Here is a 20,743-nt window from a genome sequence, read left to right as displayed (position 1 = left end):
CCCCGGCGCCCGCCCCGACCCGCACAGGACGCTCCATGCACGACCGCCTCGCCCCGCTCTACCCGCAGCACCTCGCCACCGTGCGCGAGCGCGCCGACCGCGCGCTGGCGCTGGGCGGCTTCGACCACCTGCTGGTCGCCGCCGGCACGCCGCCGGGCAGGTTCCTCGACGACCAGGACTACCCCTTCGCCGCCAGCCCGCACTTCCGCCACTGGCTGCCGCTGGCCGACGCGCCGGGCAGCTGGATCGCCTACACGCCGGGCGCGAAGCCGAAGCTGGTGTTCGTGCAGCCGCGCGACTACTGGCACGTGGTGCCGGAGGCGCCGCGCGGCTACTGGGTGGAGCATTTCGACATCGTGGTCGTGCGCAGCGCCGCCGAGGCGGCGGCGCAGCTGCCCGGAGGCCGCCGCGCGGTGATCGCCCCGGCCTGCCCGCCCATCGACGGCGTGGAGGCCAACAACCCGCGGGCCGTGCTCGACTGCCTGCACTGGCACCGCTCGTACAAGACGCCCTACGAGCTGGAGCTGATGCGCGAGGCCAACCGCATCGGCGCGCGCGCGCACCGCGCCGCCGAGGCCGCGTTCCGCGCCGGCGAGAGCGAGTTCGGCATCCACCTGGCCTACCTCGCCGCCGCGCGGCAGGTCGACGCCGAGCTGCCCTACGCCAGCATCGTGGGCCTCAACGAGCACGGCGCGGTGCTGCACTACACGCACTTCGACCGCGCGCCGCCGGCCGAGCACCGCGCGTTCCTGATCGACGCGGGCGCGAGCTGCGCCGGCTACGCCAGCGACATCACCCGCACCTACGCCGCCGCCGGCCACGCCGGGTTCCAGGCGCTGGTCGACAGCGTGGACGCCGCGCAGCGCGGCTTCGCGGCGAAGGTGCGCGCCGGGCAGAGCTACCCGGAGCTGCACGTCCACGCCCACCACGTGCTGGCCGGCGTGCTGCGCGAGCACGGCTTCATCCGCATGAGCGCGGAGAGCGCGGTGGAGTCCGGCGTCACCGCCGCGTTCTTCCCGCACGGCCTGGGCCACCCGATCGGGCTGCAGGTGCACGACGTGGCCGGCTTCCAGCAGAGCGAGCGCGGCGGCAGCATCCCGCGCCCGGCCGGCCACCCGTACCTGCGCATGACGCGCACGCTGGAGCCGGGCATGGTGGTGACCATCGAGCCGGGCCTGTACTTCATCGACATGCTGCTGGAGGAGCTCAGGGCGAAGCCGCAGGCCGCCGACGTCGACTGGGCGAAGGTGGACGCCTTCCGCGGGTACGGCGGCATCCGCATCGAGGACGACGTGGCCTGCACCGACGGCGCGCCGGAGAACCTCACCCGCGACGCCTTCGCCGCGGCCTGAGCCGGCCGCTCGCCTGCGGCAATCCGCCGTCGGGTCGACGCGGCGCCCTTTTCACGCCATGGGCGTATCCTCTGCGCAGTCCGCGCATGGAGACCGCCGCCGCATGCCCGCCGCCGCTCCCGCCGTAACGACCGCGCCCCGTCCGCTGCGCCGGCTCGCCGTCAAGCTGGTCGCCCTCGTCCTCGCCAAGTTCGCGCTGCTCACCCTGGTGTGGTGGGCGGCGACGGCCGCGTACCCGCGCCCCGACACCCGCCCGGCCGCCGTCGAGCGGCTGCTGGCGCCCTCGTCCTCGTCCCCGCACGGAGGCCAGCCATGATCGTCGACCCCGAGGTCGTCACCCTCTCGCGCCTGCAGTTCGCGCTCACCGCGCTGTACCACTTCCTGTTCGTGCCGCTCACGCTGGGGCTGGTGTGGATCCTGGCCATCATGGAGAGCGTCTACGTGATGACCGGGCGCGAGGTGTGGAAGCGCATGGTGCAGTTCTGGGGCGTGCTGTTCGGCATCAACTTCGCCATGGGCGTGGCCACCGGCATCACCATGGAGTTCCAGTTCGGCATGAACTGGGCCTACTACTCGCACTACGTGGGCGACGTGTTCGGCACGCCGCTGGCGATCGAGGGGCTGATGGCGTTCTTCCTGGAGGGCACGCTGGTCGGCCTGTTCTTCTTGGGCTGGAACCGCATCTCGCGGGTCAAGCACCTGCTGGTCACCTGGTTCCTCGCGCTGGCCACCAACCTGTCGGCGCTGTGGATCCTGGTCGCCAACGGCTGGATGCAGTACCCGGTGGGCTCGGCCTTCAACGTCGAGACGATGCGCATGGAGGTCACCTCGTTCGCCGAGGTGCTGTTCAACCCGGTGGCGCAGGCCAAGTTCGTGCACACGGTGAGCGCCGGCTACGTGCTGGGCGCGATGTTCGTGCTGTCGATCAGCGCCTGGTACCTGCTGCGCGGGCGCAACGTGGACTTCGCCAGGCGCTCGATGACGGTGGCGGCCAGCTTCGGCCTGGCCGCGGCGCTGTCGGTGGTGGTGCTGGGCGACGAGTCGGGCTACGCCATCTCGGAGAACCAGAAGATGAAGATGGCGGCGATCGAGGCGATGTGGGAGACCGAGCCGGCGCCGGCCTCGTTCACCGTGTTCGGCGTGCCCGACGTCGAGGCGCGCACCACCCACTTCGCCCTGCGCATCCCCTGGGTGATGGGCCTGATCGGCACGCGCTCGCTGGACAAGCCGATCCCCGGCATCGCCAACCTGGTGGAGGACACCAAGGGCAAGATCGCCTCGGGCCTCGAGGCCTACGACGCCATGCTGATGCTGCGCGAGGACAGGAACGACGCGCAGGCCAGGGCGATCCTGGCCGCGCACGACCAGGACATGGGCTACGCGCTGCTGCTCAAGCGCTTCATGGACGACCCGCGCAAGGCCACGCCGGCCGACATCCAGAAGGCGGCCGACTCGACCATCCCCGACGTGCCGGTGCTGTTCTGGGCGTTCCGCATCATGGTGGCCTGCGGCTTCTACTTCATCGCGCTGTTCGCCTGGTCGTTCTGGCTGGCCAGCAAGCGCCGGCTGGACGAGAAGCGCTGGTACCTGAAGCTCGCGCTGTGGAGCCTGCCGCTGCCGTGGCTGGCCGCCGAGCTGGGCTGGATCGTGGCCGAGTACGGCCGCCAGCCGTGGGCGATCGAGGGCATCCTGCCCACCGCGCTGGGCGTGTCCTCGGTGACCGCCGGGCAGGTGTGGATCTCGCTGGGCGGCTTCGTGCTGTTCTACACCGTGCTGGCGGCGATCGACGCCACGCTGATGGTCAGGTACGCGCGCCGCGGCCCGGACGGGCTGGGCATCTGGCCGGCCGCCGACGCCAACTCCCTCTCCCCTGCGGGGAAAGGGCCGGGGTGAGGGGCCACTCTTGTGATGGAGAGGCATCGAAGCACGCCTCGATGTCACACCCCGCAAACTCGTCCCCCTCACCTCAATCCTCTCCCCACAAGGGAGAGGAAGCAAAGGAGAAAGGCACATGTTCGACTACACCACCCTGCGGGTGATCTGGTGGGCGCTGCTGGGCGTCCTGCTGATCGCCTTCGCCATCATGGACGGCTACGACTTCGGCCTGGCCGCGCTGCTGCGCGCGCTGGGCCGCGACGACGACGAGCGCCGCGTGCTGCTGGAGACGGTGGAGCCCACCTGGGAGGGCAACCAGGTGTGGTTCGTGCTGGGCGGCGGCGCCACCTTCGCCGCCTGGCCGATGCTGTACGCGGTGTCGTTCTCCGGCATGTACCTGGCGATCGCGCTGGTGCTGCTGGCCTTCATCCTGCGCCCGGTCGGCTTCAACTTCCGCGGCAAGGTGCCGGACCCGCGCTGGCGCGCGCTGTGGGACTGGGTGCTGGTGGGCTCCGGCGTGGCGGTGCCGCTGCTGGCCGGGGTCGCCTTCGGCAACCTGTTCCTCGGCCTGCCGTTCCGCCTGGACGAGGACCTGCGCATGAGCTGGCAGGGCGGCTTCTTCGGCCTGCTGCGCCCGTTCGCGCTGCTGGCCGGGCTGGTGTCGCTGAGCATGCTGCTGGCGCACGGCGCGGCCTGGGCGGCGCTGAAGGCCGACACCGCCATCGCCGTGCGCGCCGCGCGGCTGGCGCGCTGGGCCGCGCTGATATGGGCAGGACTCTACGTCGCCGCCGGCATCTGGCTGGCCTACGGCGTGCCGGGCTACGCGGTGGTCGGGCCGGCGGTCACCGGCGGCGCCTCCAACCCGCTGCTCAAGCAGGTGGCGACCGGCGGCAGCTGGTTCGCCGGCTACCTGCAGTACCCGGCGTTCTGGCTGGCGCCGCTGCTGGCGCTGGGCGGCGCGCTGCTGCTGCAGTGGCGCATCGGGCGGCACGGCTTCGGCGGCTTCCTCGGCAGCTCGCTGATGGTGGCCGGCACGATCGCCTCGGCCGGCTTCGCGCTGTTTCCGTTCCTGCTGCCGTCCAGCCTCGATCCGCGCTCCAGCCTCACCGTGTGGGACGCCTCCTCCAGCCGCGGCACGCTGCTGCTGATGCTGGGCGCCACCGTGCTGCTGCTGCCGATCGTGATCCTCTACACCGCCTGGGTGTTCCGCGTGCTGCGCGGGCGCGTGACGCTGGAGCACGTGCGCAATGCCGGCCACGGCTACTGATCGAGCGGAGGGCATCGACCATGTGGTACTTCACCTGGATCCTGGGACTGGGGCTGGCCTGCGCCTTCGGCATCCTCAACGCGATGTGGTACGAGGTGCACGCCACCGACGAGGCGCACCGGCGGCGGGAGCCGCCGCCGCCGGACGAGGGGGCCTGATACGCCCGGCCATTCAAGGCTGCCGAGCGTTGGGGCAAGCCCCGCCCCTCACCCTGGCCCTCTCCCCGGAGGGGAGAGGGAAGCAAGGCCGGGCGCACGCGGTGCCGGATGACGCGCTTGCCCGGTCCGCCGGGGATGGATCCCTCTCCCCTCGGGAGAGGGTGCCGGCAGGCGGGTGAGGGTTCGGGCGGGGCGAACGGTTGAGGCTTGTCGATGAGGCGAGGTGCCGCGCTCCGGCCGTACCCCCGGCCCCTCTCCCGGAGGGAGAGGGGAGCAAAGGCAGCGACGGCCTCAGCGCTGCGCCAGCAGCGCCTCGATCGCCTCGGCTTCCTTCGGCACCGCGGCGGTGAGCACCTCGCAGCCCTCGCGCGTCACCGCCACGTCGTCCTCGATGCGGATGCCGATGCCGCGCCAGCGCTCGGCCACGCCGCGCTCGTCCGGCGGCACGTAGATGCCCGGCTCCACCGTCACCACCATGCCCGGCTCCAGCAGGCGCGGCTGGCCGTCCACGCGGTAGTCGCCCACGTCGTGCACGTCCAGGCCCAGCCAGTGGCCGGTCTTGCTGGGGAAGAAGCGGCGATAGGCGCCGCTCTCGACCGCCGCGTCCGCGTCGCCGCCGAGCAGGCCCAGCGCGCACAGGCCCGCGGCGATCACCCGCACCGCCGCCTCGTGCGCGGCGCTGAACGGCCGGCCCGGCCGCACCTCGTCGATGGCGGCCGCCTGCGCGGCCAGCACCACCTCGTACAGCGCGCGCTGCTCGCGCGAATAGCGGCCGCCGACCGGGAAGGTGCGGGTGATGTCGGAGGCGTAGCACTCCACCTCGGCGCCGGCGTCGACCAGCAGCAGCTCGCCGTCCTTCAGCGCGGCGCGATTGGCCTGGTAATGCATCACGCAGGCGTTGGCGCCGCCGGCGACGATCGGCGGGAACGCCGGCACCGCGCCGCGCGCGCGCATCGCGCGCAGGATCTCGGCCTCCACCTCGTACTCGTGGCGCCCCGGCACGGCGGCGCGCATCGCCGCCAGGTGCGCCTCGGCGGCGACCGCGGCGGCGGCGCGCATCAGCTTCAGCTCCGCGCGCGACTTGTACAGGCGCAGGTCGTGCAGCAGGTGGCCCAGCGCGACGAACTCCTTGGGCACCACGCCGCCGCCGCGCAGCTGGCGCAGGCGGCGCATCCAGCCCATCAGCTGCGCGTCGAACGCCGGCTCGCGGCCGAAGTGGCAGTACACGCGGGCGCGGCCTTCCATCATGCCGGGCAGGATCTCGTCGATGTCCTCCACCGGGAAGGCGTCGTCCATGCGGAAGTCGGCCACCGCGCGCTCGGTGCCGATGGACTCGCCGTGCCAGCGCTCGCGCTCGGCGTCGCGCTCGCGGCAGAACAGCACCGCCTCACCGTGCCTGCGGCCGGGCAGCAGTGCCAGCACCGCCTCCGGCTCGGGGAAGCCGGTGAGATAGTGGAAATCCGAATCCTGCCGGTACGGCCAGGGCGCGTCGGCGTTGCGCATGCGCTCGGGCGCGGCGGCCACCAGCAGCACGGCGTCCTCGCCCGCCATCTTCATCAGCTGGCGGCGGCGGCGGGCGAATTCGTCCGGCGCGATGCTCAATGCAGGGTGCCGCGGCCGGTGCGGTCGGGCGTGCGGCATTCGGCGAACAGCAGCATCGCGCCCATGCGCACGAACTCGTGCACCTCGATCAGCGCGTCCTCGTCCTCGGCGGCGTCGCCGAAGTCCAGCTCCGCGGCGGCGATGGTGCCGAGGTCGCGCAGGATCTCCTGCGCCTCCTCGCTCAGCTTCGCGTGCGCCGGCGCGCCGGCCAGGCCGAAGCCGCCGAGGAAGCCGCGGCACCACTCGACCAGCGCGTCGGCGCGCTCGTCCAGCGGGCGGTCGTCGGCCGGCAGCAGCGGCTCGAAGCCCAGCTCGGGATCGGCCAGCTCGGTCTCGGCCTGCCGGCCCAGCCGCTCGAACAGCGCCTGGTCGGCGGCCGAGGGCGCCGCCGCCTCGGCGCCTTCCAGCTGCAGCGCGGCGAGCAGCGGCTGCCGGCCCAGCGCGCCGCCGCCGGCCAGGAAGCCGCACAGCGAGCCGTGCAGCTCGCTGGCGTCCACGCTCAGACGCAGCCGGCGTATCGAGGTATCCAGCTCGTCGTAGTCGATCGGTTGGGCGGCGGTCATGCGGGCGTTCCGTGGTGTCCGGACGGCAAGTCTAATCCCTGCGCCCGGGCGTTCACCGCAAGAAGGCCGGGGAACGGAGCAGCGCCGCGCGCCTCAACCGCGCTGCGGCGCGGCCACCAGGCGCTGCCGCACGAAGCGGATGAAACTTAGCGTGGCCTCGCTGACCGCCCTGCCCGGCATGGTCAGCGCGTGCAGCGGCGGCGGCTCGTGGGCCTCGAAGGCCGGGCACAGGCCGCCGTCGGCCAGGTCGTCGAGGCAGGCGTACAGGGGCAGCTGGACGAAGCCCAGGCTGGCCCGGGCGGCGGCGAGCAGCGCCGCGAGATCGGCCGAGGCCAGCCGCACCTGCCGCCGCCGCGGCGCCACGCCGCGCAGGATCCATTCGCTCGGCATGTCGCCGCCGACGTAGCTCAGGCAATGCTCGTCGTCGAGCTGGTCCGGGTGCGTGGGATGCCCCAGGCATTGCAGCAGCTCCGGGCTGGCCACCACGACCAGCCGCATGCTGCCCAGCGAGCGGGCGACGATGTCGGCGCTGTCGGGCAGCGCCTCGCGCATGGTGAGGATCACGTCCACCTGCTGCCTGAGCAGGGCCTCGACGCTGCCGCCGTCGGCACTCAGGGCCAGCCGGATGCCCGGGTGCGCGGCGGCGAACGGCGGCACCATGCCGGCCACCAGGGCCGCCAGCAGCCCGTCCGCATCGACGCGCACCAGTCCGCTGGCGACGCCGGAGAACGCGGCCGCCCGTTCCGCCGCCGCGGCGGCCTCGCACATGGCCAGCGCTTGGCGGTAGACCCGCTCGCCCACGGCGGTGACCGCGAACTGGCGCGCATTGCGGTGCAGCAGGCGCACGCCCAGGCGCCGCTCGAGGCCGATGATGCGCCGGCTCAGCAGGGAGCGCGTCGTCCCCACCTGCGCGGCGGCGGCCGAGAAGCCTCCGGCGTCGATGACCCGCACCAGCAGGAACAGGTCGGTCAGATTGTTGGCCTGGTCCATGAAACCCATGTCGAAAACCGGTGGCGGTGGATCATACGGTCCATCCTCGTGCCGTGCTCCTGATCACAAAATTAATCATTGTATCAGGCGCCCGTCTTTGCCACGGCGCCCGGGACCTTTGGCCGCGCGGAAAACATTGACCGGAAAGGCCTATACTCGCGCGGTCGCGCCCGCCCGCCGGGCGATGCGGATCCAGGGGGAATCGCTCCGACGTGCCGGGCTCGCCGCACATCCTGGTCATCGACGATGCGCCGGAGGCCATCCGGCCGCTGGTGGAGGCGCTGCGCGCGCAGCCGTGGCGGGTGACCCTGGCCACCAGCGGCCAGCAGGGCTACCAGCGCGCGCAGCTGCTGGTCCCCGACCTGATCCTGCTCGACGTGCGCATGCCGGGGATGGACGGCTTCGCGCTGTGCCGCCTGCTGCAGGAGTCCCCGCGCACGCGCGGCATCCCGGTGCTGTTCCTCACTTCCGCCGGCGCGACCGACGAGCGGCTCGCCGGGCTCAGCCAGGGCGGCGTCGACTACATCCTCAAGACCTGCGACCCCGGCGAGCTGGTCGCGCGCGTCCGCATCCACCTGCGGCTGATGCCCCGCCCGGACCTGGCCGCGCACAGGCCCGAGGAGCAGGAGGCCCTGCCGACGCAGGACGAGGTCGTGCTGCGCGCGGCGATGCGGCTGATCGCCGGCCGGCTGGCCGAACCGCTCTCGCTGGAGCAGATCGCCGGCGCGGTCGGCACCTACGACAAGCGCCTGTCGGCGATCTTCCGCCAGCACCTGGGCATGACCGTGTTCGCCTGGATCCGCGAGGAACGCCTGCGCCGGGGCCGGCAGCTGCTGGCCGACACCCGCCTGGGCATGCAGGACATCGCCGAGAGCGTCGGCTTCCGCAGCGCCTGCAATTTCACCACCGCCTTCCGCGAGCGCATGGGCGTGACGCCCAGCCAGTTCCGCCGGGAGGCGCAGGCCGCCGCGCCGGACGGAAGCGCCCTCCGTGCCCCGTGAACGCCACGGCGGCGCGGCCGGCCGGCCCCGGGCCTGGCCGGTGGCGCTCGGCCTGCTGCTGGCGCTGTGCGGCCTGCCGCCGGCGCGGGCCGCCGCGCAGCTGCCGCTGACCGCCTACGAGCAGAGCAACGGCCTGACCAGCCTCTCCGTCGTGCGCATGTTCCAGGACCGCGAGGGCTTCGTCTGGGCCGGCACCGAGAAGGGCCTGTACCGCTTCGACGGCATGGTCTTCGAGCAGATCGGCGCCGAGCAGGGCTTCCAGACCTCCGAGGTGGTCGGCATCGCGCAGGACGCGAGGGGACGCCTGTGGGTGGCCTCGCGGGCCGGCCTGCAGCTGCGCGACGAGCACGGCCGCTTCGGCTGGGTCCACCCGGACGGCCATCCCCTGCTCGCCGACCGCGGGCAGACGCTGGCGCCGGACGCGGCCGGCGGCATGCTGCTGGTGAGCGGCCACCGCCTGTGGACGCTCACCGAAACGGCGCCCGGCCGCTGGCGGCTCGATTCGCCGTTCGACGACGCGCAGCTGCGGCAGGAACCGGGACTGCGCGAAGTCGGCGCGGTCTACCGCCACGGCGACGCCGTGTGGTTCGGCTGCGGCGGCCAGCTCTGCCGGCTGCGCGACGGGCGGCTGACCCGCTACGGCCCCGCGCGCGGCGTCCCGGACGACAACTGGCTGGGCCTGCTCGGCGCCCGCGACGGCAGCCTGTGGGCGCGCGGCATCCGCAGCGTGCGCGTGCTGCCGGCCGGCGCCGACGCCTTCGTCGCGCGCGACATGCCCGGCAACCATACCGAGGTGGCGGCGTCCAGCATCGACCTGGCCGAGGACCGCGGCGGGCGCGTGCTGACCCGCACCGACCTCGGCCTCGCGCGCTGGGACGGCAGCCATTGGGAGCTGTACGACACCAGCAACGGCCTGCCCGCCGTCGGCGTCTCCGCCCTGCTCGCCGACCAGGACGGCACGGTGTGGATCGGCACCTACGGCCGCGGCGTGCTGCACTGGAGCGGCGGCGACGCGGTGGAGAACTGGACCGCCGCGCAGGGCCTCAACGGCACGCTGATCTGGTCGATCGCGCGCGGCGGCCCCGATGCCGTCTGGCTGGCCGACGACTGGGGCGGCGAGGTGATCGTCCCGTCGCAGGGTCGCGCGCACCGCTGGCCGCTGCAGGCCAGGCCGCCGAACCAGGCGCACACGGTGCTGGCCGCGGCCGACGGCAGCCTCTGGTACTTCCTGTTCGACGGCCGCGTGCTGCGCTACCGGCCCGACGGCGACCGCACCGAGCAGGTCGCCACGCTGCCGTTCCTGGTCCGCGGCGCCTACCAGGACCGCACCGGCCGCTTCTGGGCCTACACGCTGGGCGGGCTCTACTCGGTGGACGCCGCCGGCGGCCGCGTGGAGCGCGCGGCGCCGGGGCTGATCCCCACCGCGATGTGCTCGGACCTCGCCGAGGACGGCGCCGGGCGCCTGTGGCTGGCCTGCAGCGCCGGGCTGTTCCGCTACGACGGCCGGCAGTGGACGCGCGTCCGCGTGCTGCCGGAGGAGAGCATGGGCGGCTACGAGAACGTGGCGATCACGCCCGACGGCCGGCTCTGGCTCAGCTCGCTGCAGCCCGGCCTGCTGGTCGGCGCGGTCGCCGCCGGCCCCAGCGTGACGGTGCGGCGCGTCGCCGACGCGCTGCTGGACGACACGCGGCTCTACTTCCTGCGCACCGACCGCCGCGGCCGCCTGTGGGCCGGCGGCGGCAACGGCGTGGACGTGCTGGACGGCGGCGGCTGGAAGCGGCTTTCCTCGCGCGACGGCCTGCTCTGGGACGAGACCAACCACGGCGCCTTCTACGCCGACGAGGACGGCACGGTGTGGATCGGCACCCCGGTCGGCCTCAGCCACGTGCTCAAGCCGGACCAGCTGCTGGCGCCGCGGCGCATCCGCCCGCTGCTGCTGTCCGCGCGCTACGGCGGACACGAGCTGGACGCGCAGTCGCCCTCGCCGCCGTTCGAGACCGCCGGCGCGCTGGTGCTGCGCTTCGCCGTGCTGGGCAACAGCGCGGGCAACCCGGTGCGCTTCCGCTACCGCCTGCCCGGCGTGGACCGGGACTGGGTGGAGACTTCCCTGCGCGAGGTCCGCTACGCCTCCCTGCCCCCCGGCGACTACCGCTTCGAGCTGCAGGCGATCGACGAGAACCAGCGCAGCCGCTCCGAGCCCGTCGTCCTTTCGTTCACCCTGCGGCCGCCGTGGTGGCGCACGCCCTGGGCCTATGCCGGCGCCGGCCTGGCGCTGCTCGGCGTCGTGGCGCTGCTGTGGCGCTGGCGGATGCGCGTGCTGATCGGCCACGCCCAGCATCTCGAGCGCACGGTGGCGGCGCGCACGGCCGAGCTGCAGCAGAGCCTGCGCGCGCGCAGCATGCTGCTGGCGCACATCGGCCACGACCTGCGTTCGCCGCTGGTCGGCATCCTCGACGGCATCCGGCAATGGCGGTCCGGCGCGTCCGCGCGCGACTACCCGCGCCTCGTCGAGGGCAGCGCGCGCCAGCAACTGGAGCTGATCGACGAGCTGCTGGAGTTCTCCCGCGGCGAACTGACCGAACTGGAACTGGTGGAGGCGCCGGGCTACCTGCACGGCTTCCTGCGCGAGGTCGAGGAACGCGCCCAGCTCCTGGCCGAGCGGCAGCGGAACCGCCTGGAATGCCGGTTCGCCCCCGACCTGCCGCCGCTGGTGAAGGCGGACTTCCGGCGCCTGCGGCAGGTGCTGATGAACCTGCTCGGCAACGCCGCCAAGTTCACCCGCGACGGCCGCATCCTTTTCGCGGTGTCGGCCGCGCCCGCCGGGCCGGGGACGGTGCGCCTGCGCTTCGCGGTCGAGGACACCGGGATCGGCCTCGGCCCGGAGGACGACCGCCAGCGCCTGCTGCAGCCCTTCGTCCGCGGCGGCAACGCGGCGCCCCACGAGGGCAGCGGGCTGGGGCTCTCGATCGTGGGACAGCTGCTCGACCGCATGGGCAGCCGCCTGCGGATCGAGTCCGCCCCCGGCGGCGGCAGCCGGTTCGGCTTCGAGCTCGACCTCGCGCCCGCCGGCGAGGACGAGCTCGAGCCCGGCGCCGGGGAAGGCGACGCCGGCGACATCGACGGGGCGGGCCGCGTCGTGCTGGTGGTGGACGACCACGCGCCGAGCCGCGACCTGCTGTGCGACCTGCTCGACGGCTGCGGCTTCGAGACCGTCCCGGCGGCGGACGGCGCGGCGGCGCTCGACCTCCTGCGGCGCAGGACGCCCGACCTGGTCCTGACCGACCAGCGCATGCAGGGCATGGACGGCTGGCACATGCTGCAGGCGGTGCGGCGCGAGCATCCGGACCTGCCCGTGCTGCTCTATTCCGCGCTGCCGCCGCAACGCCCGCAGGACATCGACGCGCGGCTCGCCTTCACCGCGGCCCTGCTCAAGCCCGCAAGCGAGCGGCGGCTGCTGGAAACCGTCGCACGGCTGCTGCGGCAGGCCGGCGCGGCGCCCGTCCCGGGCGACGGACGGACCGCGGCGCCCGCCCCGGACACCGCCGCCGGATAGCCCGGAGACGGGCTGGCGTCGTTGCGCCGCCAGCGCACTGCTTCCGTCCGGGCAAAAGCCGGGTCGGCGGCCGGACCGGCCCCAACCCGGCGCCGATATTGGCCTTGGCGATGGCCGGCCCGGCCGCCGCCGTCGCGCGCTGCTTTGCCGGATCGCCCGATCGTCATGCCGGACATGACACAAGTTCCCGCGCCACCGTCTTTATTCCACTGCGGAAGCGCTCCTAGCATTCGACGCACTGGGCATCCCATCGCACAGGGGAGCAGGCGGATGTACGAAGACTCGCCAGGGGCGCGCGTCACGCGCGGCGACGAGCACATCGATCGGACGACCCGCGCGGGGCCGTCGCATCGCTTTCCTCCCACCCGGCACGACCCTCCGGCCGGCCGCTCCGCAGCCGGGCCGATGGCTGCGCAAAAGGCAATTTGCATTTGTCTCTTGTGGACAGTCTAAAGGTAGTTTGAATTGCATTTCCGGGCCGCCGACGACGGGACGGCCCATCCGATGGGGAACCAGCATTCGCAGGCGAGCTCCGCCCGACGGAACGGGTCGGTGGCGCCCGCCCCGCGTGTCTCTGGAGCGGTATCCGCGGCCTGCGGATGCGGGCGGTTCCCCGGACCACTTCCAAGGCGATCCCGATGCCTCGCACCAAGCAGCCCTTCCGCCTTCGCCCGCGCGCCCACCGCTACGCCCTCGAACCGCGCCAGATGTACGACGGCGCGGCGCTGGCCGAAGCCCACCACCATGCCGCCGATCCCGCCGGCGCCGGCCATGACGGCGCCGCCTTCCGCGCCCTGCCCGGCGCGGCGCCGCGCCCGGAGGCGGCGGCGCATCCGGCGCCGGCCGGCGACACGGCGCGACCGGCCGCCTCCGTCGCGCCGCCGGCCGGCACGGCGGCCTCGCAGGTCTACGTGGTCGACCGGAGCGTGGCGAACTGGCAGTCCATCGTCGGCCAGCTTCCCGCGGGCAGCCGCGTGGTGGTGCTGGACGACAACGCCTCCGGGATCGACCAGCTGGCCAATGCCCTGCGCGGCGAGCACGGCATCACGGCGCTGCACATCGTCAGCCACGGCGCCAGCGACTCGATCTCGCTGGGCACCGACACGGTGACCGCCGCCAACGTGGACGCCTACGCCGCCCAGCTGCGCACCATCGGCGCCAGCCTGGACGCGCACGGCGACATCCTGCTCTACGGCTGCGACGTGGCCAGCCACGACAGCGCGCTGGTCTCCCGCCTTGCCGACCTCACCCACGCCGACGTGGCGGCCTCCAGCGACGACACCGGCGCCGCCGCCCGCGGCGGCGACTGGACCCTGGAGGTTTCCACCGGCCGCATCGAGACCAGGGCGCTGGCGCTGGACTACGACGGCCTGCTCGCCGCGCCGACCGTCGGCACCACCAGCAAGGGGCTCACGGTCGCCGAGCCGAGCGTGCTGAACGCGCCCGGCGCCGACCATGCCACCCTGAGCGGCTGGACGATCCGCGACGTCGGCGGCAGCGGCACGGTGACCGTCACCGCCACGGTCGCCGACCCGTCCAGGGGCTCGCTGTCGGCCACCACGTTCACCGGCACCGTGGCCGATGCCCAGAACTGGCTCAACGGCCTGGTGTTCACCGCGGCGGACGTGGAGCTGGGCAACGCGGCGGCCACCACCACCATCCACGTCGAGGTGAAGGACGGCAGCCTGACCGGCAGCTCCGACCTGGCCGTGACCATCACGCCGTCGAACGACCCGGTCACCGTCCCCGACGGCAGCCTCGCCGTGCCCGAGGTGGACGGCGGCGGCCATCCCAGCGTCACGGTGATCGGCACGGACACGCTGAACGCTTCCGACCCCGAGGTGAGCGCCGGCGCGCAGGACGCCAGCCAGATCGTCTACGACGTCACCGCCCTGCCCCAGTACGGCTACCTCACCCTCGACGGCGTCCGCCTCGGCGTCGGCTCGGTGTTCACCCAGCAGGACGTCATCGACGGCCGGCTCAGCTACGTCCACACCGCCACCGGCGCCGACCAGGACACCGCCGACGGCTTCACCGCCAAGGCCAACGACGGCGCCACGCCGGCCGCGCAGTCCGCCACCGTGCACGTCACCCTGAACGTGCAGCCGGTGAACCAGCCGCCCACCGTGAGCGGCACCGGCATCGTCTACGAAGGGCAGCCCGCCAATGCCGCGGGCACCGGCAACGTCGGCCAGTACATCGTCGCCGGCGGCGGCGGCGACCCGCAGGACACCAGCCTCGCGCTGACCATCACCGCGCTGCCCGCGCACGGCACGCTGTACTACGACGGCACGGCGATCACCGCGGCGCAGGTCGCCGCCGGCTTCACCATCGACTACGCCAACCGCAACCTGCTCACCTACGCCAACGACGGCACCGACGGCGTCACCAGCGACAGCTTCGGCGTCACCGTGACCGACGGCGGCGGCGGCACCGGCACGCCGGCCTCCACCAGCGCCACGATCGCGCTCGACGTGCATGCGGTGGACGACGATCCGCGCTGGATCGACGCCAGCACGCAGCACGCCACCGTCACGGCGGCCGGCAACGGCAGCGCGGGCGCCTACTCGGTGGTGCTGACGCCGGCCATGCTGGGCGCGACCGACGTCGACTCGTCCGACCAGGAGATCAGCTTCGTCACCAGCCAGGCCGGCCTCGCCCACGGCTACCTGCTGCTCAACGGCCAGCAGCTGCCCGACGGCGGCACCTTCACCATGGCCGACGTCGAGGCCGGCCGGGTGCAGTACGTGCAGGTGGCCGGCGCCACCGCCGGCCAGACCGACACGTTCGACTTCCAGGTGGTGGACAACACCACGGCGCTGCGCTGGAACGCCGACGGCACCACCTTCGACCGCATCGGCGGCGTCTATACCGGCGACGCCCAGAGCGACACGCTGCGCAACTTCACCTTCACCATCGACCTGGCGCAGACGCCCGCGGGCAACGGCGGCAGCTGGCCGGTGCACGACCAGACCGCCGACGAGCGCAGCTCGACCTACGCGGGCATGGAGCCGTCCACCGGCACCGCCGTCGGCACCATCGACGAGGGCGGCACCATCGTGCTGTCGGGCAATCCCGGCCCCGGCACGCCGGGGCTCAGCTACACCGTCGACGGCGTCGATCCCGCGCAGGTGATCTACACCTTCCTCGGCTTCACCAGCGACGGCGGCGGCAGCGGCAACGCCGGCCGGCTGCAGAAATCCAGCGACGGCGTGAACTGGGTCGACGTCAACACCTACGGCACCTTCACCCAGGCCGACCTCGACGCCGGCCACGTGCGCTTCCAGCACGACGGCGACAGCGAGGACTTCGCCACCACCGCCAACTTCTCGGTGTCGGCCGGCCTGGTCACCATCCAGGACGGCACCGCGGTGCCGGAGACCTGGACGCCGAGCTTCAACTTCTACATCACGCCCGCCAACGACAGGCCGGTCGCCACCGGCTCGTCGGGCACGGTCATCCCGGAGGGCAGCGCGGCCGATCCCTCCTACGCCTACATCACCACCGGGCAGCTGCGCATCACCGATCCGGACGACGCCGACAGCGGCAGCAGCCTGGTCGGCGACACGCTGGAAAGCGCGCCGACCCTGCACGGCAGCGACAACTACGCCTACAACAACGACGCCACCGGCACCGGCGCGCTCGAGTTCGAGGTCGCCAGCCTGCCGTCCGGCGGCACGCTGCAGTACAAGGACGGCAGCGGCAACTGGCAGGACGTCGCCGTCGGCCAGATGCTCGACGCCTCGCTGATCACCGGCGACGCCGGCAGCACCGGGCTGCGCTTCGTCAACACCGGCTTGGAAGTGCGCAGCACCAGCTTCACCGTGACCGCCGTCGACCGCTGGGGCGCGACCTCGGCCGCCGACGCGGCCGTCGCCATCCAGATCACCAACGTCAACGACGCCCCGCAGATCGCGCGGCATCCCAACGATGCCGACCCCACGGTGCCGGCCGATTCGCCCAACAACATCGGCGGCGCGCCAGCCAACAACCCGCTGACGGTGGACGAGGGCGGCTTCGCGCAGATCACCAGCGCCATGCTGCAGGCCTACGATCCCGACAGCACGGCCACCCAGGTGCAGTACACCGTCACCGGCGTCCCCGCGCACGGGCGCCTGGCCTACTCGACCGACGGCGTCCACTTCAGCAACCTGGGCGTGGGGTCGTCGTTCACCCAGGCCGACATCGCGGCGGGGCGCATCTACTACCTCAACGACGGCGCCGAGCCCACCGGCGGCAGCTACCCGGGCACGCCGGACGACAAGTTCACCTTCAGCATCTCCGACGGCGACAAGGAGCAGACCGGCAACGAGTTCTGGTTCTACACGAACCCGACCAACGACGCGCCGGTCGTCACCGCGCCGGCCGGCCCGATCGACATCGACAGTGCCACCGCGGCGAACAACCCGGTCAGGGACGGCGCGGGCCACTACTTCAGCGTGTCCGATCCGGACATCACCGACGCCACCGCCGGCACCGCCGACGACTACGTCCAGGTCACGGTCCGCCTGACCGACGCCGACGGCCACGCGCTGGCCTTGAGCGACTACCAGAGCTACGACGCGCACATCGCCGTCGACGGCGCCTATGCCGCCCTGGAGCACACCAGCCACGCCGGCAACCAGGACTACCTGGTGCTGTACGGCACCCGCGACCAGGTGAACGCGGCGCTGCAGACGCTGACCCTCACCTTCGGCAGCGACCTCGACCGCACCTTCCAGCTGCAGGTGATCGCCGACGACCGCCAGCGCGACGGCAGCGGCGCGCTCACCGCCGGCGCCAACGGCGGCGCGCTCAACCAGCCGGTCACGCCGGGCAACGGCACGTCCCCCACGCCGGTGGACACCACGGAGTACGACTGGTACGGCACCGACGCCGTCCCGGTGGACGGCAACCTGTTCGCCGACCAGGTCGTGGTGCGCGCCTCCAGCGTCAACGAGCCGGCGACGCTGGGCGGCCCCGGCGCGCGGACCACCTACGAGGACCAGGCCACCTACATCGGCGGCGGCTTCGTGGTGTCCGACCCGGAGTCGGCCGCGTTCGACACGCCGGTCACCGTCACGCTCACGGTGGCCCAGGGCACGCTGGGCATCGGCGGCGGCGGCACGCAGACCTCGGCGACGGCGAGCGCGGGCGGCAGCGAGGCCGTGACCATCGCCGGCGACAACACCGGCACGCTCACCCTCACCGGCCGCGCCAGCGACATCCAGGCCCTGCTCAACGACCCCGCGCTCGGGCTCACCTACAGGAGCGCGGCCAACGACAACGCCGACCACAACGGCGCCGACGCCGGCGACGTGACGCTGACGATGTCGCTGGACGACAGCGGCTCGCGCATCGGCGGCGACACCGGCTCGGGCAGCCAGGCCAACGAGCCGGCCGACCTCTCGATCCCGATCACCATCACCGCGGTCAACGACGCGCCCACGGTCGACGCCGGCACGGGCACCGTCTACCTCACCGGCGCCACGCCGATCACCGGCGTCCACGTCGGCGACGTCGACCTCGACGACGGCACCGTCGCCGACGGCGAGACGGACGGCGTGATGCAGGTGATCGTGCGCATCACCGACAACACGGGCGCTGCGCTGACCGAGTCCGACTATGCCGGCGTCACGTTCGGCTCCAGCGCCAGCGTGGCGGGCCTGGTCATCGACAACGACAACGGCAGCAACGGCACCACCGGCCACGCGCTGGTCATCCGCGGCACCGAGGCGCAGATCAACGCCTACCTGGCCGGGCTCACCCTCGACACGAGCAGCGCCACCGCCCTCAACAGCAACGTCGACGCCGCCTACCACCTGCAGGTCATCGCCGACGACCGCCTGTACGATGCGGCCAGCGGCAGCCTGGTGGACACCGACGGCGCCACGGCCGGCACCCAGGCCGGCGCCAACGGCGGCCCGAACAACGCCACGGCCGGCGGCACCCAGGCGGTGCCGACCGATGCGTTCGATCCCTATGCCACCACGACCCTCCCGGGCAACCTGGCGCAGAACGTCGCCCTCGGCTCGCGCGACATCTTCCCGACCCAGATCAACGATCCGGCCCAGATCCACGTCGGCGACCTGAGCGTCAACGAGGGCAGCGCCACCGTCGCCCTGCCGCCGCTCACGGTGACCGACGCGGACGCCGGCGACGGCACGCTCCACGTGACGGTGACGCTGCCGCCCGGCTTCACCTTCAGCGCCATCGGCGGCAGCGGCGGCACGATCGCTTCCGGCACCGGCGTGGGCCACGCGACCCTGGAGCTGGACGGCACGCAGGCGCAGATCACCGACCGGCTCTCGCACCTGACGGTCAACCTGCCCGACGCGCCCGGCACGCCGGGCGCCGCCGACTGGAACGGCGGCTTCCAGGTGACCGTGGTGGTCAACGACGAGGGCCTGCACGGCGAGCGCCCCGCCACGCTGACCGGCGACACCGACAACCCGGCCGCCGATCCCGGCGACTACAGCTACGCGGACGGCAGCTCGGCGGCGCTGCTCACCACGCGCACCTACACCGTCACGGTCCAGCCGGTGAACGACGCCCCGGCGGTCGTCAACGGCAGCAGCGCGACCCTGCCGGCCGCCACCGAGGACACCTCCGGCGTGAGCGGCCACACCGTGGGCGAGCTGTTCGGCCCGCATTTCGACGACAGCCGCGACACCGTCGACAACTCGGGCTACGGTGCCAGCGGCGGCAGCAGCGCCGACAGCTTCCAGGGCATCGCCATCACCGGCAACAGCGCCGTCGCCGGCCAGGGCACCTGGCAGTACTACGACGGCGCCGCGTGGGTGGACATCCCCGCCAACCTTTCCAACAGCCACGCGCTGGTGCTGGACGCGGGCACCCAGGTGCGCTTCGTCCCCGCCGCCAATTTCCAGGGCACGCCGGGCCAGCTGACCGCGCGACTGGTGGAAACGGACGCCAACGGCGACGCCACCGGCACCGCGCCGCCCGCCCAGGGCGGCTTCGTCAACCTGACCGGCGGCGCCTCCGGCGGCAGCACGCGCTACAGCAGCGGCGCCGTGACGCTCTCGACCAGCGTCGCCAACGTCAACGACCAGCCCACGCTCGACGCCACCCGCAACCTGACCACCAACGAGGACGCGACCTACGCCACCACCGCGGGCGGCCTGGCGAGCAGCTACAGCGACGCGATCGACAACCAGACCGCGATCCCCGGCGGCGGCAACGCCAGCGGCGCGCTGGGCTACGTCGCCATCGTCGGCAACGACACCGACGCCGCCAAGGGCCACTGGGAATACTCGCTCGACGGCGGCGCGACCTGGCAGGCCGTGCCGACCAGCGGCCTCGGCGACGGCAACGCCATCGTGCTGAACGCCGCGGCCCCGCTGCGCTTCGTGCCGACGGCGGACTACAACGGCCCGGTGCCGGGCGGGCTGACCATCCGCGCCTCCGACTCGACCGCAGCCGCCGACACCGGCGTCAGCGCGACCGGCGCGGGCCAGCACCTGACCGGCATCGACGATACCGCCGGATCGACCAGCCACTGGTCGAAGACCTCCACGGTCAGCGTGAACGTGACGGCCGTGCAGGACGCGCACGACGACACGGCTACCACCCATGTCAACGTGCCGGTCACCACGACCGTGCTCGGCAACGACAGCTTCGGCAATCCCGATGCCGCCGTCACCGGCGTCACCCAGGGCCAGCACGGCAGCGTCACCATCAACCCCGACGGCACCGTCACCTACACGCCCAATGCCGGCTACACCGGCACCGACACCTACACCTACACCGTCACCAGCGGCGGCGTCACCGAGACCGCCTCCGTCACCGTCACCATCGGCAACACGCCCCCCGCGCCGGTGCACGACACCAACACCGTACCCGAGGACACCCCCGCCACCGGCAACGTGCTGACCAACGACACCGATCCCGACGGCGACCCGCTCACCGTCACCGGCTTCGACGTCGGCGGCACGCACTACACCGCCGGCCAGACCGCCACGATCAGTGGCGTCGGTTCGCTCACCCTCAACGGCGACGGCAGCTACACCTTCACCCCCGTCGCCGACTGGAACGGCACCGTCCCCACCGTCACCTACACCGTCGACGACGGCACCGGCTCCACCAGCGCCACCGCCACGGCCACCCTGGACCTCACCGTCACCCCGGTGCAGGACGCGCACGACGACACCGCCACCACCCACGCCAACGTGCCGGTCACCACGACCGTCCTCGGCAACGACAGCTTCGGCAATCCCGATGCCGCCGTCACCGGCGTCACCCAGGGCCAGCACGGCAGCGTCACGATCAACCCCGACGGCACCGTCACCTACACGCCCAATGCCGGCTACACCGGCACCGACACCTACACCTACACCGTCACCAGCGGCGGCGTCACCGAGACCGCCTCCGTCACCGTCACCG

General features: G+C 73.0%; 11 protein-coding genes. 8 read left to right on the top strand and 3 right to left on the bottom strand.

The features are described 5' to 3' along the window. The first annotated feature begins 35 nt into the window (after positions 1-35). From pepQ to cydX, 5 genes are all read left to right on the top strand, one after another. Positions 36-1,352 (top strand): Xaa-Pro dipeptidase, encoded by a 1,317-nt coding sequence (gene pepQ, locus C7456_RS15725; RefSeq protein ID WP_109724754.1) that lies wholly within the window; start codon positions 36-38, stop codon positions 1,350-1,352. A gap of 103 nt (positions 1,353-1,455) precedes the next feature. Beyond that, entirely contained in the window at positions 1,456-1,668 is a 213-nt protein-coding gene (locus C7456_RS15720; RefSeq protein ID WP_109724753.1) for a hypothetical protein, read from the top strand. Beyond that, complete coding sequence (locus tag C7456_RS15715; protein WP_211306344.1) at positions 1,668-3,245, top strand: cytochrome ubiquinol oxidase subunit I; 1,578 nt, start codon at positions 1,668-1,670, stop codon at positions 3,243-3,245. The genes C7456_RS15720 and C7456_RS15715 overlap by 1 nt, the downstream gene beginning before the upstream one ends. Before the next feature lie 118 nt (positions 3,246-3,363). Further along, positions 3,364-4,494, top strand: a complete 1,131-nt coding sequence (gene cydB / locus C7456_RS15710; RefSeq protein ID WP_109724751.1) for a cytochrome d ubiquinol oxidase subunit II — start codon at positions 3,364-3,366, stop codon at positions 4,492-4,494. A gap of 20 nt (positions 4,495-4,514) precedes the next feature. Next, positions 4,515-4,652 (top strand): cytochrome bd-I oxidase subunit CydX, encoded by a 138-nt coding sequence (gene cydX, locus C7456_RS15705; RefSeq protein ID WP_109724750.1) that lies wholly within the window; start codon positions 4,515-4,517, stop codon positions 4,650-4,652. Positions 4,653-4,943: 291 nt separating this feature from the next. On the opposite strand, the gene C7456_RS15700 is transcribed toward cydX, so the two are convergent. From C7456_RS15700 to C7456_RS15690, 3 genes are all read right to left on the bottom strand, one after another. Beyond that, positions 4,944-6,293 (bottom strand): aminopeptidase P N-terminal domain-containing protein, encoded by a 1,350-nt coding sequence (locus tag C7456_RS15700; protein WP_109724749.1) that lies wholly within the window; start codon positions 6,291-6,293, stop codon positions 4,944-4,946. Beyond that, positions 6,251-6,817: a UPF0149 family protein gene (locus C7456_RS15695; RefSeq protein ID WP_109724748.1), complete on the bottom strand. Its 567-nt coding sequence runs from the start codon at positions 6,815-6,817 to the stop codon at positions 6,251-6,253. Before C7456_RS15695 ends, C7456_RS15700 begins: the two co-directional genes overlap by 43 nt. Positions 6,818-6,910: 93 nt before the next feature. Next, on the bottom strand, positions 6,911-7,816 hold the full coding sequence (locus C7456_RS15690) for a LysR family transcriptional regulator (protein WP_109724747.1): 906 nt from the start codon (positions 7,814-7,816) through the stop codon (positions 6,911-6,913). Positions 7,817-8,019: 203 nt separating this feature from the next. Here C7456_RS15690 and C7456_RS15685 point away from each other — a divergent pair, with 203 nt between their 5' ends. From C7456_RS15685 to C7456_RS15675, 3 genes are all read left to right on the top strand, one after another. Further along, positions 8,020-8,808, top strand: coding sequence for a response regulator transcription factor (locus C7456_RS15685; RefSeq protein ID WP_109724746.1), 789 nt, complete (start codon positions 8,020-8,022; stop codon positions 8,806-8,808). Then, positions 8,798-12,361 carry a hybrid sensor histidine kinase/response regulator gene (locus tag C7456_RS15680; protein WP_139942799.1) on the top strand — a complete coding sequence of 1,188 codons (3,564 nt, stop codon included), beginning with the start codon at positions 8,798-8,800 and terminating at the stop codon, positions 12,359-12,361. The genes C7456_RS15685 and C7456_RS15680 overlap by 11 nt, the downstream gene beginning before the upstream one ends. Before the next feature lie 638 nt (positions 12,362-12,999). Continuing rightward, positions 13,000-20,743 (top strand): cadherin-like domain-containing protein (locus tag C7456_RS15675; protein WP_170120234.1); only part of this gene is annotated, 7,744 nt, incomplete at its 3' end.

This window comes from Fulvimonas soli (assembly GCF_003148905.1).
Lineage (GTDB): Bacteria > Pseudomonadota > Gammaproteobacteria > Xanthomonadales > Rhodanobacteraceae > Fulvimonas > Fulvimonas soli.
Note: the sequence above shows the minus strand (reverse complement) of the source record. Positions and strands in the feature narration are given on the sequence as shown.